The sequence below is a fragment of the Pantoea ananatis LMG 2665 genome (assembly GCF_000710035.2).
GTDB classification, from domain to species: domain Bacteria; phylum Pseudomonadota; class Gammaproteobacteria; order Enterobacterales; family Enterobacteriaceae; genus Pantoea; species Pantoea ananatis.
In genome coordinates this window covers 1,107,105-1,121,818 of record NZ_JMJJ01000005.1, presented here as the reverse complement: position 1 = coordinate 1,121,818, position 14,714 = coordinate 1,107,105, and the positions used below count along the sequence as shown (strand labels likewise).

Sequence of the window (14,714 nt, the reverse complement as noted above, 5' to 3'; positions counted from 1 at the left end):
CCTGTATCACGCCGCGGCCGCAATGCATAAAACGTGATGCCGGGCCAGTTACTGTTCAGGCTGCTCTCTGTCCATCCCACGCTCGCTCAGATAAATCATCCTGTGACGGCACCATTGACGGGGCGGCGTGAGAGCATCAGTGAGGCGATCAGAATGACGCCGTTATTGAGGCATACATTGTGCGGCCGGGAACCGCGTAGTTGTTGCCTGAAACCCCGCTTGAGGATGGATGGTCAGAGACAGGGTTTTTATCAAAAAGATTGTCCAGCCCGACATTCACCTTAAGGTTTTTCGTTGCCCTGTATTGCCCTGACAGACCATAAATCATGTAGGCATTGCGGATGCGTGCCGTCGCGGTATTGCCTCTCGCCGCCTGGTCTGCGCTGCTGTTCAGCCCCAGCATCTTTCCGTAGTATTTTGCGGTAAATGAAAGGCTGATGTCGTCATTGACCTGCCAGTCAAGGGAGGACCACGTGGCGAGCGTTGGCGTTGTCACGAGCATCACGCCCAGAGAATCTTCGGCTTTGAGCATTCGCGTGAACGTATTACTCAGCGACAGGCGCTTCATCCAGGGGCCCATTTCTTCTGAAATCAGGGGAAGGGTCACATTGCCTTCCAGGCCCTGGGTTCGCGCCCTATCGAGATTGACGCGTTCAAGCCAGTAGTGGCCTGAGGTATCACCGGGTAAATAGCCAACAGGCGCAGAGGCGATTTTGTCTTTGAAGCGGCTGTCGAAGAACGTCAGCCCCGCGCTCCATCCTTCATAATCGAAGATCGCGCCCACTTCCCAGTTTTGTGACGTTTCAGGCTTGAGTTTATCGCTGCCCATCGTGTAACAGCCGCCGCCGTGGTAATCGGCATAGCCGTTACATCCAGCGCCTTTGGAGGATTCAATAAAGCCTTTGCTTGCCTGGCGCACGCTGGGTGCTTTAAAACCTTCTGAATATCCCCCTTTTAACGTCAGCGTATCCGTGGCCTGCCAAACCAGATAGGCGCGTGGCGTTGTCCTGTTACCGTAATCGGTATTATCTTTGCGCAGGCCCAGCGTCAGTGAAACAGTATCCAGCAGGTCGATTTGATCTTCGACAAACAGGCCGGTACTTTTGGCCTGAGCGTGATGTTTGCCATAGCTGCTGGAGGCGTCCGCCACCACGCCAACAGAGCGAGGGTTGTTCAGCTCTTCTTTTTTCCACTGTGCGCCGACAGTCAGGTTATGTGGTAAACCGAATTCAAATGGCAGGTTAATATCGCCTTCAACAATGCGTTCTTGATTCCACAGCGCCACATCCTGACTGCCCGTCACCGTACCGCCAGAAATCACCGGAATATCGGTTACCCAGTTTTTAAATTTATTTTGATAAACGTTCAGCTTTGCTGTGCCGAAATCAAAAATACCGCGATAATCGAGCGCATAATTTTCACGTTCAAGTTTATCCACACCGCGCAGCGCAATTTCACTGCCGTCCATGGATTCACCGGGAATACCTCGCTCGGTTCCCTGCTGAGTGGAAACGGCGATGCGCTGATGAGGGGTGATATCCCAGCCGAGTTCTACGCCGTAATTTTCATTTTTGCGGCCTTCCTGGCCGCTTCCCCAACGCAACGCGTCGGTTTCGCTTTTATCCGCTTCGCGCTTGTTCCACGAACCGTTAACACGCAAATCAAATCCCTGGCCCAGCGGACCACCGATGCTGCCTGTCCAGGTCTGGGTATTGCCCCGGTTGCCATCCTGCGGCCGTCGGGTGCCTGCCGTTAATGCGCCGTGCCAGGTATCGCTATTTTTCTTTGTGATAATATTCACGACTCCGCCCATTGCATCCGAACCATAGAGCGCGGACATGGGCCCTCTGACCACTTCAATGCGTTCAATCGCATCAACGGGGATCCAGTTAATATCGTCGAAATAGTTTTGCTGGGTGCTTTTAATACCGTTACTTGAGCCGATGCGTTTGCCGTCAACCAATAACAGCGTATAAGCCGCGGGCATACCGCGCAGTTGAATACCGGAACTGACGTCTGTGCCAATGGCTTTGGTCACGCCTGCGACACGTTCAAGAATATCGGCCAGGTCCGTGGCGGATTTACCAATGTCTCTTTCCAGCTGTTCTGCCGTGATAACAGAGATTGATGCAGGGGCATCTTTCAGTCGCTGTTGAATCGCCGATGCCGTTACCACCATGACATCTTCACTGTCTTCATTCCTGTCAGACTCAGCCAGAGCGGGGGAGATCATGCCAACAGCGGGAACCAATAAACTCGTGGTAATATGGCGAGTGATTTTTTTCAACGGCATCATAACGATTAATCCTTTAACGATTGTCATCCAGTTGATATATCCCTGAGCGAAAGAAATCATAATTCCATATGCAAATGGGAATCAACTCAATAATCATTATCAATTGCCGGAAAAATAAATCCGTCATGAAACTGAGTGGTTTTTTTAAAGAGTTAAATTGCCAGCAAGCGTCGTAAGAATACCAGGGTGCCACAAATGCGCCTGAGCTAACTGATTAAGATTGCAAGGTTTTGGGATTGTCTTTGGCTAAATTTAAATTTTCATTAACGCTGGTTTGAATAATGAGTTGTCTATAAATAACGCTTAAATATTAGATATTCTCTTCTTTATCTCAGAAGACATATACAGGCAATTAACAATTTCGGGCTTGGTTATTAACTTTCAATAAGCGTTTTATTTATATTTTAACGATGATCAGGCCGGAGTTGCGGTGCAGGTAACGCGTAATCTGCGGGAAACTGGAAAATCAGGCGAATCTTTTATTCAGAATAATGATGAATATCGTATTCAGAGGCGGCGGGGATATTGCAGTGGATAGCGGGCGCATCCGCTAAACGTGTTCCGGGGATGCTCCATCCTCAGACACGTTTTTGACGTCAACGCGCCTTTGATACTCCGCGGCTCTCAGAGGAAAGGGACGCGGCGTTCGGATGGCGCATTCACCTTTATTGTCCACACCGAACGGCCAGCAAAACTGTACCAATGGTTTTGTTATCCATGGACAGAGACTGGTCTAATGCCTGTACTGGTCAAAAAATGCGGCCAGGGCGTTGGCAGTGGCTTCGGGCTGTTCCTCCGGCTGGAAGTGCCCACAATTAGCGATGTGCTGGCCGTGTATATCATCGCCGTAGGCTTTCAGCGTCGCCGCCATATCTGCAATCGAGCCTTGATCGGCGGACAGCCCCAGTACCGGCATGACCAGTCGCCCCTGCCTGACCAGCTCCGCATTTTGCGCGGCCGACTGAGACAGCGCTCTGTAAAACGCCAGCCCCGCGCGTAAGCCCCCCGGCGTTTTAAGCAAGCGCTCATATTCGCTCAGTTCAGTCTCGCCATAACAGCTGTGGTTAGCGGCTTTCTCGCGAAAAAACCATTCCAGATAAATACGCTCACGGCCTGCCAGCAAGGCTTCAGGAAGATCCGCTACGGCATGGAAGGCAAAGTGCCATGTTTTCCAGGATTTGTCAGAAGCCGACGGCAGTTTATCCGGTAACGATATGCCCGGAATACCGGCATCCATCAACGTCAGCGCCCGTATTTCCTCGCCATATAACATCGCATAGGTAAAGGCTACCCAGGCACCGACGTCGTGTGCGGCAAGAAAGTACGATCCTAAACCGAGTGAATCGATAAAGGCATGCAGCCGCGTGGCAACCGTTTGAGTGTCGTAGCCGGAAAGCGGCTTATCGGTGTCGCCCTGGCCCGGCAAATCAACGGCGATAATTCGGTATTGATCAGCCAGAGGCAGCATGACATGTCGCCATGCAAACCAGCTTTCAGGAAAGCCGGCCAGCAACACCAGCGGAAAGCCATCCTCACGACCGCCCGTGACATAATGAAAGCGCAGACCTTCTATCCGGGAAAAATGGTGACTAAAACCATCGGGTGCAGCAGGGAGCATGAGAGCAGACATAGGGTTTTCCTAAAGTAAAAGTACACTACCGGCTTACAGCCGCCATGGCGCGTTGTAATCATCCGCCGCTTAAAATGGTGAACCAAGTGCATGGCCCAGATGAGTCATGAAGACCGCTGCAACGGCAATATCGCCCCGGCGAGCGCGGCCTCAACAATCATGCGTTACGCCAGAACCTTCAATGCCTGAGCCACAAAACGCTCAGCATCGTCGGTGAGGGTTGAGGCTTTACCGATGACGCGCATTCCCTGAAGCAACGCCAGAATCACCTCGGCAGCGGCGGCTTCGTTGGTGGTCGCGGCAATGGAACTATCTTGCTTTCCGCTTTTGATCAATTCCGCAATGTCGCTGCGCCGCGTTGCCAGCTGCTTTTCGAGGCTGGTGGCTGCAGCGCCAAGCTGGTCGACGTTAGTAATACCAGCCACCACCATGCAGCCCAGCTTGCCCTCTTTTCCCTGACTGAGCTCAACGTAATCCCGCAGCAGTTCAGCAAGCTTGTCTTTGCTGGTCGTGGCCTTTTCCAGCCGGGTTTTTATGTGCTCTTCACGAAGAAACACATACCGTTCAAGCGCCATAGCAAAAACGCCCTGTTTGTCTTTATAAGCCTTGTAAACGCTACCGGTACTGAGGTTGGTCGCTGCGGTGATGTCGCTGATGCTGACGTCACTAAAACCACGATCTCTAAATAGCCTGATGGCCCCATCCAGAAATTGCGCTTCGTTAAAAGCACGCGGTCGGCCCGCAGAGGATTGCGCACTGCCGGTATGGGAAGGGGATTTCATAGCTAATCTCCAATTAGGAAATGATCGTTTCCTTTTTAGAGCATGGAGGGGGAGGCTGTCAAGGGGAGGAAGAGGGAGGGGGTGACACTGTAGATTCTGATCTCGGGTTCAGGCACAAAGCAGAAGAGACTTGATGAGTGTTAAGACTTAATCAGGCATGCAGCAGATCTATAGTGTCAATCTAGAGCCATCACCAAATTTCACGTATCAAATGTTATTCACGCCAACTTTATTAAAATTACTTTATTTACAATTATATTGATGAATGCTTTTTTTGTGATGTGACGCTCATATGCGAAGTGTTTTAATTGACTATTTATGTATATCCACTTCATGCCTCAAGATATTATAAGGAAATGCGTTGATATTTTAGTGGTGCACCAACAACATTTTGTTGTCAATAATAAATAAATTGTTGTTTCCATTTTTTGGTTTCAAACAATATAGTACATATGAACACGATATGGCTTATTAAATAACGTTGACTCGTGAGGGGTAAAATGAGCGAGATATACATTGAAAAAATTAAAGAATACTTCCCGCAACTCTCAGAAGTAAAAGATAAAACACTTGTAGATGCTACATGCAAAATATGGATCGAGGCATTAAATAAGAGTGCCTGGAAAAACATTGAGGAAGCTCAATTTGCGACCAGAGCACCAAACGTTGGATTGATTAAGCATACAGAGAGTGTTACGGAAAATGTTCTGGTCATAGCCAGGAACATGATAAGAAAATTTGGATATGACATAAATACAGATACTTTAATTATTTCAGCAGTTTTACATGATGTATGTAAATTGGAAGAAATGGAAATGGATGTTGGTGGACCTGGAACTAGTAAAAAAAGTCTAACAGGTAAACTCTATCAACATGGTTTTTTAAGTGGATATTATTGCCATAAATACGGACTACCTGAAGAGATTACTGCATTAGTTGTTGCACATTCAGGGCAGTCGAGAGTTATCCCACAAGGTAAAGAGGGGATGATTTTATTCTATGCAGACATGATGGATGCAGATGTCCACTTTGTTCATGTTGGAACAGAACTTTGTCTCCATGGGAAATAATACCTAAATTAATAGAATTAATAAGGAACATACTATGTCAGTAGGTAATAGAGTTTTTACAAAAAGAACACTGCCAGATCCAGAAGTGGTTAAAGCATTCAGTAAAATAGCAGCGGCAAATGTGGCGGATTGCATGGGGCGATTGTGTGGAATGAACCCACAAATAAAACTTATGTCGAATCCGTCCGGTAGAATTATGTGTGGTGTTGCATTAACAGTTAAAGCCAGAGCCGGTGATAATATGATGCTTCATAAAGCCATGAATATTTCACAACCAGGCGATGTAATTGTTATCTCTAACGAGGAGGAACGAAGTAGGGCTGTTATGGGTGAAATAATGTTTAATTATTTACAAGGCTTCAAAAAAATAGAAGGGATTGTAATTGATGGCCCGGTCAGAGATATCGATGTCCTTTCAAAAGGAACATTACCTCTTTATGCAACTGGAACAACTCCATCTGGCCCATATAAAGAAGGACCTGGGGAAGTTAATGTTCCTGTTTCATGTGGTGGTATTATTGTAAATCCAGGAGATATCATTCTTGGAGACAGAGATGGCGTAATTGTAATACCCAAAGGTGACGCTCATTCTATTCTGGAAAAAGCGATAGTATTATCTGAAAAAGATAAAAATAAAGCAGAAAACTCTGCAGCGGGTACTGTCAATCGACAATGGGTAGACGATTTATTGGAAAAAAAAGATGTAGAGATAATTGAAAAGCCATATGAATAATAATATTAAAGCAGGAAAGGCGAAATATGAAGTACAAAATAGCAAAGCTTATTCCAGTTGTAATTTTCCCTGTACTAATCTGGATACTTCCGTCCCCTAGTGGACTGGATATTGAGACATGGCATATGGTTGGTTTGTGCCTTTCTCTAATGTGTGGATTAATCATAAAACCTTTTTCCGAACCAATTATTAGCCTGATTATCGTAGGTATTGGATCATTTTTTTTAAAAGATCCCAATTTGCTTTTTCAAGGTTGGGGGAATCAGAGCGTTTGGTTTTTGCTGGCCGTGCTACTAGCTTGTAGTTCATTCAGAAAAAATGGTCTGGGTAAACGTATGGCATACATTTTACTATCCAAGTTTGGGAATACCTCCTTTGGACGTTCCTCACTTGGTTTAGGATATGTTATGCTGCTCTGTGATTTGATATTAAGTCCAGCAACGGGCTCTAATACATCCCGATCCGCAATTGTTTTCCCGATATTTCGAGGGATAGCGGAATCTCTCGGTTCTCATCCAGACAAGGACCCCAGAAAGTTAGGTGCTTACCTTGAGTTATTAGAGCATGTAATTGCAATGTCAACAGCGGCACTTTTTTTAACCGGGATGGCATCCAATGCAGTGATCGCATCGACTGTAAATCAACTGGTAGGTATAGAGTTATCGTGGGGTTTATGGTTTAAAGCAGCGCTAGTCCCGGGGTTACTTATTCTTTTTTTAAGCCCTCTTGTTGTCTATAAGTTATTTCCACCAGAAATACGTGATTTAGGCAATATAAAACCAATCGTTACGCAAAAGCTTGCTGAAATGGGTCCCATGAAACGAGACGAAAAGATCATGTTAGTTCTTTTTATCTTAGCTATTTTGGGATGGAGCATAGGCTATAAAATTGGAATGGGTTTATATATCGTTGCCTTTATCTGGTTAGCCCTGCAGTTGATTTTTGGGTTATTAGATTGGAATGACCTAATGGCTGAAAAAGGGGCCTGGAACATGTTCCTCTGGTATGGTGCATTTTTCAGTATAACCGTTGCTCTGAATCAAGGTGGGTTCTATACATGGCTTGCGTCACAATTTCAGTACTACATTGATCTATCTGTGATAAGCGGCTCCCTTGTTTTAGTCATACTGGTATTACTTAGTTTAGTAGTTAAGTATTTTTTCGTTTCGAACGCTGCTTATATTGTATCAATTTACCCGGTTATTCTTACCTTAGCAAAAGCAACTCAGGTAGATATGATGGCTTTGTCATTGATGCTAGCCCTCTTGGGTGCATACGGCGCTTTGCTTTGTAACTACGGAAACGGTGCAAGTATTTATTTATTTGGAAACGGCTATGTTAGCCAAAAAGATTGGTATACAAAAGGGACGATAGTACTTGCCCTTATTGTTGCAGTGCTCTTTGCTGTCGGTCTACCATATTGGAATTTGATTGGTATATTGTAATATATTAATAATGAGGTTTTTAACATGGGTTGGAAAATTCTGTTACCACAAGAGTTGAAACAAGATGGCCGTCATCTGCTTGAAAGTCAAGGGCATACGTTAATTGATGGTCGAGGCTTTGAAACAGAGGACGTAATTGCAGATATGAAGTTACATCGGCCTGATGCGATTATTGTTCGTGTGACAAAAATGTCTCGTGAAGTATTTGAGGCAGCAGCGCCAAATTTAAAGGTTCTTGTCCGACATGGCGCTGGATTTGATGCTGTGGATCTAGATGCTGCTAGCGACTTTGGGGTCAAATGTTTGTATGCGCCAGTAGCTAATAGTACATCAGTTGCTGAAACAGCGTTGATGCTAATGCTATACATGAGCCGTAATGTGACCACTCTTCGTACAATGTTGCCAATAGATTACTATGCGGCAAAATTAAAAACTCATATGACAACATTAAACGGAAAAACAGTAGGGATCATTGGATGTGGGAATATTGGAAGCCGCACGGCCAAACGGTGTCTTGCTATGGAAATGAACGTTCTGTGCTATGATCCATATAAGCCTGCTAAAGATTTCCCTGATGGTGTCGAGGTTGTAAGAGATCTCGACAGAATTTTTACAGAAAGTGACTATATATCACTTCATGCACCGAATACATCTGTGACTCATAAGATGATTAACAAAGAAAAGTTAGCCATGATGAAATCGAGCGCTTTTCTGATCAATACAGCTCGAGGTGGATTGGTAAATGAAGATGATCTCTTAGAAGCATGTAAAAATGGCGTGATCGCTGGAGCTGGACTGGATGTAATTGCTCATGAGCCAATGCTGCCGAATAACCCATTGTATAAACTGAATAATATTTTAATCACTCCTCATATTGGTGGAAATACTGTTGAAGCTGCAATTCGTGCTTCTTACATGGCTGCTATGGGCGTTGCCGAGATTTATGAGGGTAAGGTTCCAACATGGCCAATACCATTAATTGATTATAATAACGCTGTGACTTACATAGATACAAAAGAAAGTAATAAAACTCCTGTTGGAATGTTTGATTATTAGTTGTATTTATATCTGATGTGATCGACCACAGTGCATTATCAGTGGTCGATTTTTATACTTCAGAGATTATGCCTTAATTAAGGTAAACAGCGCTATTTTAGAAATGGAAAATAGTTGTAACACCTATTTCTATAAGTTATTATTGAATCATATGTCCATGAGTTGGTTAATTCAACGAATCTAATTTTCTTATTATTATACAATCGCTGTCTATTTTTATCAAAAAAATAACAATTCATTGCATATCTTAACGATTTAACATGCAGTGATTACGATAAACAAGCGAGTAATTATTGGTGGTTATTATATAGTTATATTGAGGTTGTTATGAATTTCATTAGTTTGAGCTATTTTGTCGAGTTGGCAAAAAATTTAAACTTTACCAAAACTGCCCAAAAACTCTCCACCTCACAGCAAAATCTCAGCATACATATTAAAAAATTAGAAGATTATTACGGCACAGATCTATTTCATAGAAAACCGCAGCTTAAATTAACTCAGGCGGGAATAGTGCTTTATGACTCTTCAATAAAAATACTCATGGAAAGTAATAATGTATCATCTCGAATAAATGATATAAAACAGAATAATATAGGTACATTAAATATTGGCGTAACTCCGTATAGAGGTAGTTATTGGCTCCCCATGCTTTTACCGGGATTTTTTATAAAATGGCCTAATGTTACAATAAATATTACAACTGAAACCTCAGCCAGAATGGAGCAAATGGTTATCTCCGGAGAGCTTGACTTTTTTGTAGGCATAAAAAAAGAAAGTGATTCATTATTAGAGGCAATTCCATTGATGAACGACAGGCTATATCTGGCAGTCACCAGAAAACTGCTTGTTGAATATTTTGGAAGGGATGCGGACAATGTTATTTTAGAATGTAAAAATGGTACTACGCTTGATAAATTCAAAAATTTCCCATTTATTTTACTTAAATCAAACTATCGTCTTCATGAAATTGTAAATGTATGCTTTCAAGAGGCTGGGTTTAAACCAAGAAAAATATTAGAGGTTGATTCTATAGAACTTATGCTTTCTTTATTTGATTATGATCTTGGCGTTTTTTTTCTGACTGAAATAAGAGTGCCAACCTTACAAGAGAGATATCCAGATAATGTTTTTTTACCTGTCCTTTTACGAGATGGTTATGTTTTTAGCCCATTGAATATCATCTATCATAAAAAAAGTTTTTTATCAAAGTATGCACATGACTTTATCTCCCGGACAACAGCATTGTTTGGGGCTTCCCAATCTATTTCACAATAAATCGTTGGCCTGCTTTCTGATTGAGCAATACTCATAATTTCAGGAATACCTTTGCCATAGTTATCGGTCCCCCCTCAGTATCCCCAAATATAACTTGATGCAGATTGAAGTTGATTGACTTCAGGACACAAAAAAGCTTGCGATCATCAGTATTCTTCGCGAAGCGGAAGGCGGGGTTTCTGCCCGTGAGCTCTGCCGTAAGCACGCCATTTCCGATGCCACTTTCTACACCTTGCGCAAGAAGTTTGGTGGCATGGAAGTTCCTGAGGTGAAGCGGCTTAAATCTCCCGCCTGAAGTCACTTGAGGAAGAGAACGCCAGACTCAGGAAGCTGCTCGCCGAGGCCATGCCGGATAAGGAGGCACTTCAGGTGGCTCTGGGTCGAAAGTACTGACGACAGGCCAGAAGCGGGAAGCCGTGTTGTTGATGTGTGATGCCACCGGTCTGTCGCAACGTCGTGCCTGCAGACTCACAGGTTTGTCCCTTTCGACCTGCCGCTATGACGCTCAGCGTCCGGCGTCGACCTGCCGCTATGAGGCTCAGCGTCCTGCGGCTGATGCGCATTTATCTGGGCGCATCACTGAGCTGGCAATGGAGCGCAGGCGTTTTGGCTACCGACGCATCTGGCAGTTACTGCGCCGTGAAGGCTTTCAGGTTAATCACAAGCGCGTGTACCGCCTTTATCATCTGAGCGGGCTGAGCGTAAAACGCAGACGACGTCGTAAAGGGCTGGCAACAGAACGTCTGCCGCTGCTCCGCCCGGCGGCACCCAACCTGACCTGGTCGATGGATTTCGTTATGGACGCGCTGGCCACCGGTCGCAGGATCAAGTGCCTGACCTGTGTGGACGACTTCACGAAGGAGTGACTGACAATTACCATCGCATTCGGGATTTCAGGCGTTCAGGTCACGCGTATTCTGGACAGCATTGTACTGTTTAGAGGTTATCCGGCGTCGATAAGAACTGACTTGGGGCAGGAGCTCACTTACCGCGCACTGGATCAATGGCCGATGAGCATGGTGTTGAGTTACGCTTAATCCAGCCCGGCAAACAAACACAGAACGGATCTATTGAGAGCTTTAACGGACGATTTCGCGATGAATGACTGAATGAGCACGGGTTCAGCGATATTCTTCATGCCCGGAAAATCATTAATGACTGGCGGCAGGACTATAACGAGTCCAGACCTCATTCATCGCTGAATTATCAGACGCCATCTGAATTTGCAGCAGGCTGGCGAAACGGGAAACATGAAGAAAAACCCACCGACATTACTAACTGAAGGTTGTATCTAATACTGGGGGCTGGTCAAAAATGCAGTTGATTGCTTAAGTAGCAAACGATAATCTTAAGTTTTTCTTAACTAAGGATTAAGCATGAGTACATGGACACAGGCCTATGAAAGCAGAGAGGATCTGAAATCATATGGGGATAATGGTTTAGCCTTATTTGCATTAGCACTGCATTTTCGAATCGATGACATTGATGGAGTTGCTGCAGAGTCTATCACTGACGGGCATGATGATAAAAAATGCGATCTTGTTTATATAAATGAAGAAGAAGAATTTGCCGTTCTCGCCCAATGCTACTTTTCAGGAAAAGATAGGCAAGAAGCTCCGGCAAATAAAGCCAGCGACCTCAATATCGCTTTAGCATGGCTTCTGCAAAGAGATTTAAGGGAGGTTCCTGAAAGAATAAATTCCTCAGCAAAACAGATTAGAGATTTAATAAGGCAGTCTAAAGTAAAAACTTTATATGTTTGGTATGTCCATAATTTGCCAGTTTCTAAAAATGTGAGTCAGGAGTTAGTAACGGTTCAGCAAACAGCAGATACTATTTTGAAGCATGACTTCAGTCATTCAAAAGTTCAGGTGCATGCGGTTGAAGTTGGTGCGGAAAAAATTACTGAGTGGTACAGTGAATCCCTATCTCCAATCTTAGTTGATGAAACTTTTAACATAAAAGTAAGTGATGGCGGTTATGAAATAAATGGAGGAGAGTGGTCTTCTTTTTGCACTACGATTCAAGGTAAGGATTTAGCGAGGGCATATAAAAAGCATAAGTTGAATATTTTCTCTGCAAATGTGAGAGATTATCTTGGATCAAGATCTACTGATTCCAATATTAATAATGGTATTAAAACTAGCGCAGAAAATTCAGCATCTGATTTTTGGGTTTTTAACAATGGAGTTACAATACTAGTACATGACTATAACTATATTGAAAAAAAACGCAACCTTGAGGTCAGAGGTATGTCTATCGTTAATGGCGCTCAAACAACAGGTGCTCTTGGATCTCTTGCTCGTTTACCAACAGAAGATGTTCGAGTTCAGGCCAGATTTATAAAAGTAAGAGATGGAGATGCTGATTTAATTCAAAATATTATTCAATATAATAACAGCCAGAATAAAGTTGAAGCATCTGATTTTAGAAGCACAGATAAAATACAAAAGCGCTTGAAGGTTGAGTTTTCTTCTATTCCAGATGCTGAGTATGAAGGCGGTCGCAGAGGCAGTGCCGAAAGTGTCATACGTAGGAAGCCAAATCTCTTACCATCATACACAGTTGGACAGGCTCTAATGAGTTTTCATGGAGAACCGACTATAGCATATAACCAAAGATCTGCTATTTGGACAAATGATTCCTATTACTCAAGAATATTTAATGACAGCACAAAAGCATCTCATATTGTTTGTGCATTTTCATTAATGAAATGTATAGTCAATAAAAAAATTCATTTAGGGAAAAAAGAAGTATTATCCAAAAACGATGCAGCTCAGTTAGAATATTTGAGATACAGGGGAGCGATCCCGTTGCTATGTTCTGCTATAACTGAATGTCTAGAGAGTTTTCTGGGGCGGCCCATACCTGACCTATTTAGAATTTCATTTGGAAATAATGAGTCGCCATCCAGTGCTGAGGTGATTTGGGAACCAATAGTAGATATTTGCTTGGCTTTAAGTAATCAACTTTTGCCAGCATTAATTGATGGCGGTTTAAAAAGCCCAACTAAAGTTAGGGAGTGTACTTCTAACTTCTCACAACTAATTGCTGCTACTGCACAGATGAATCGTCCAGTATATGAATTGTTTGAGAATAAGGTTAAACCAGCCTTCTAATGAGGCTTTTTTGTTAACTACAAGTAATAATGAGTATATGTGATAATCATAGCTTATTTCGTAAATCCGGCTTTATTTGTTAGCCCCACCAATCCATCATTTCTATTCTTTTATTTAAATATGTTGAACGATTGTATGCTCTACGAACTTCATTTTTATCGATATGTGCAAGTGCTGCTTCAATAACGTCAGGATTAAAACTCGCTTCATTTAGCGCTGTACTTGCTATAAAGCGCAGCCCATGAGCGACAAGTTTTCCGCCGTATCCAATGCGCTTCAGTGCGGCATTAGCAGTCTGGCTATTCATTGCTACTTTTGGATTATTGCGGCTGGGGAATACATGTTCACGATGAGCACTGATAGGCTTCATCACCTCCAAAATCTCAACTGCCTGAGATGATAGAGGAACAATGTGTTCACGTTTAGCCTTCATCCTCTCGGCAGGAATCGTCCAAAGTTTTGCATTGAGATCGATCTCTGCCCATTGAGCACCAGAAGCTTCAGAAGGGCGCGCAAGCGTCAAAAGCTGCCATTCAATCAGGCAGCGAGTGGGGACGGATAGATTCAACATCATTAGCGAACGCATAAGCTTCGGCAATTCTTCCGGTCGCAACGTTGGCACATTTTGCTTCTTAGGCTTTTCAAACGCCATTCCCACGCCCGAGGCAAGGTTAGCATCAATCAGTCCAGTATTGACCGCGTAAATCATAATCTCATTGATACGCTGTACTAAGCGACGAACGGTTTCAAGAGCACCACGGGCCTTAATGGGTTCTAACGCCTCAACCAGTTTACGTGCTTTGATTTCCTGCACAGGGATCTCACTAATGGCAGGGAAAACATCTTTCTCAAGAGAACGCCAGATATCTTTAGCGTAATCCGGTGTAATGCTGGCCTGCTTTAAAGCTAGCCAGTTAGCGGCCACGGTCGAGAAAATACTATCTAAAGCAATTTGCTGCTGTTCTGTGACCTGTTCGGCCTGAGTTTGTGGGTCAGTCAATGCCACTAGCTAACAACGAGAGGTATTCAGCGCGTAGGCGTCGGGCATCAGCCAGCGACAGAGCAGGGAAGGCACCGAGGCCCATCATGGTACGCCGTTTTGTCGCTGGCCTTTGATAGCGGAAACGCCAAAGCTTCTTTCCGGTAGTTTTCACAACCATAAAAAGTCCGTCTCCATCATGTAGCGTCAAATCTTTATCAATGGCTTTGGAGCGAATAACTTCTGTGTTTGTGAGTGGGCGCGTAGTCCTTGCCATGAGGGGCTTTCCTGCCTGAATTGGTATACGTTATTGGCATACATCTTCACGT

The 14,714-nt window shown here is 44.0% G+C and carries 9 protein-coding genes and 2 pseudogenes; 7 read left to right on the top strand and 4 right to left on the bottom strand.

Translation table 11 applies throughout. The annotated features are described in order from the left end of the window. Nucleotides 1–148: 148 nt before the first annotated feature. From EL29_RS13145 to EL29_RS13135, 3 genes are all read right to left on the bottom strand, one after another. Nucleotides 149–2,296, bottom strand: a complete 2,148-nt coding sequence (locus tag EL29_RS13145) for a TonB-dependent receptor domain-containing protein (protein ID WP_242640088.1) — start codon at nucleotides 2,294–2,296, stop codon at nucleotides 149–151. A gap of 733 nt (nucleotides 2,297–3,029) precedes the next feature. Next, nucleotides 3,030–3,926, bottom strand: a complete 897-nt coding sequence (locus EL29_RS13140) for an alpha/beta fold hydrolase (protein ID WP_028715538.1) — start codon at nucleotides 3,924–3,926, stop codon at nucleotides 3,030–3,032. A 164-nt stretch (nucleotides 3,927–4,090) separates the two neighbouring features. Beyond that, nucleotides 4,091–4,708: a TetR/AcrR family transcriptional regulator gene (locus EL29_RS13135; RefSeq protein ID WP_028715537.1), complete on the bottom strand. Its 618-nt coding sequence runs from the start codon at nucleotides 4,706–4,708 to the stop codon at nucleotides 4,091–4,093. A gap of 500 nt (nucleotides 4,709–5,208) precedes the next feature. Here EL29_RS13135 and EL29_RS13130 point away from each other — a divergent pair, with 500 nt between their 5' ends. From EL29_RS13130 to EL29_RS13100, 7 genes and pseudogenes are all read left to right on the top strand, one after another. Further along, nucleotides 5,209–5,778, top strand: a complete 570-nt coding sequence (locus EL29_RS13130) for an HD domain-containing protein (protein ID WP_028715536.1) — start codon at nucleotides 5,209–5,211, stop codon at nucleotides 5,776–5,778. A 34-nt stretch (nucleotides 5,779–5,812) separates the two neighbouring features. Beyond that, nucleotides 5,813–6,511 (top strand): RraA family protein, encoded by a 699-nt coding sequence (locus tag EL29_RS13125; protein ID WP_028715535.1) that lies wholly within the window; start codon nucleotides 5,813–5,815, stop codon nucleotides 6,509–6,511. A 26-nt stretch (nucleotides 6,512–6,537) separates the two neighbouring features. Beyond that, a complete protein-coding gene (locus tag EL29_RS13120; RefSeq protein WP_019106110.1) occupies nucleotides 6,538–7,956 on the top strand; it encodes a DASS family sodium-coupled anion symporter in 1,419 nt (472 codons plus the stop codon). 24 nt (nucleotides 7,957–7,980) lie between these two features. Next, nucleotides 7,981–9,012 carry a hydroxyacid dehydrogenase gene (locus tag EL29_RS13115; protein ID WP_028715534.1) on the top strand — a complete coding sequence of 344 codons (1,032 nt, stop codon included), beginning with the start codon at nucleotides 7,981–7,983 and terminating at the stop codon, nucleotides 9,010–9,012. Nucleotides 9,013–9,339: 327 nt separating this feature from the next. Continuing rightward, nucleotides 9,340–10,287 carry a LysR family transcriptional regulator gene (locus EL29_RS13110; protein WP_028715533.1) on the top strand — a complete coding sequence of 316 codons (948 nt, stop codon included), beginning with the start codon at nucleotides 9,340–9,342 and terminating at the stop codon, nucleotides 10,285–10,287. A 142-nt stretch (nucleotides 10,288–10,429) separates the two neighbouring features. After that, nucleotides 10,430–11,569, top strand: a pseudogene (locus tag EL29_RS13105) (IS3 family transposase). Between the two features lie 94 nt (nucleotides 11,570–11,663). After that, the gene (locus EL29_RS13100; RefSeq protein ID WP_028715531.1) at nucleotides 11,664–13,406 is read left to right on the top strand and encodes an AIPR family protein; all 1,743 of its coding nucleotides are present in this window, start codon (nucleotides 11,664–11,666) and stop codon (nucleotides 13,404–13,406) included. 79 nt (nucleotides 13,407–13,485) lie between these two features. Here the strand turns inward: EL29_RS13100 and EL29_RS13095 are convergent. Beyond that, nucleotides 13,486–14,662: pseudogene (locus EL29_RS13095) on the bottom strand (tyrosine-type recombinase/integrase). Nucleotides 14,663–14,714: the final 52 nt, after the last annotated feature.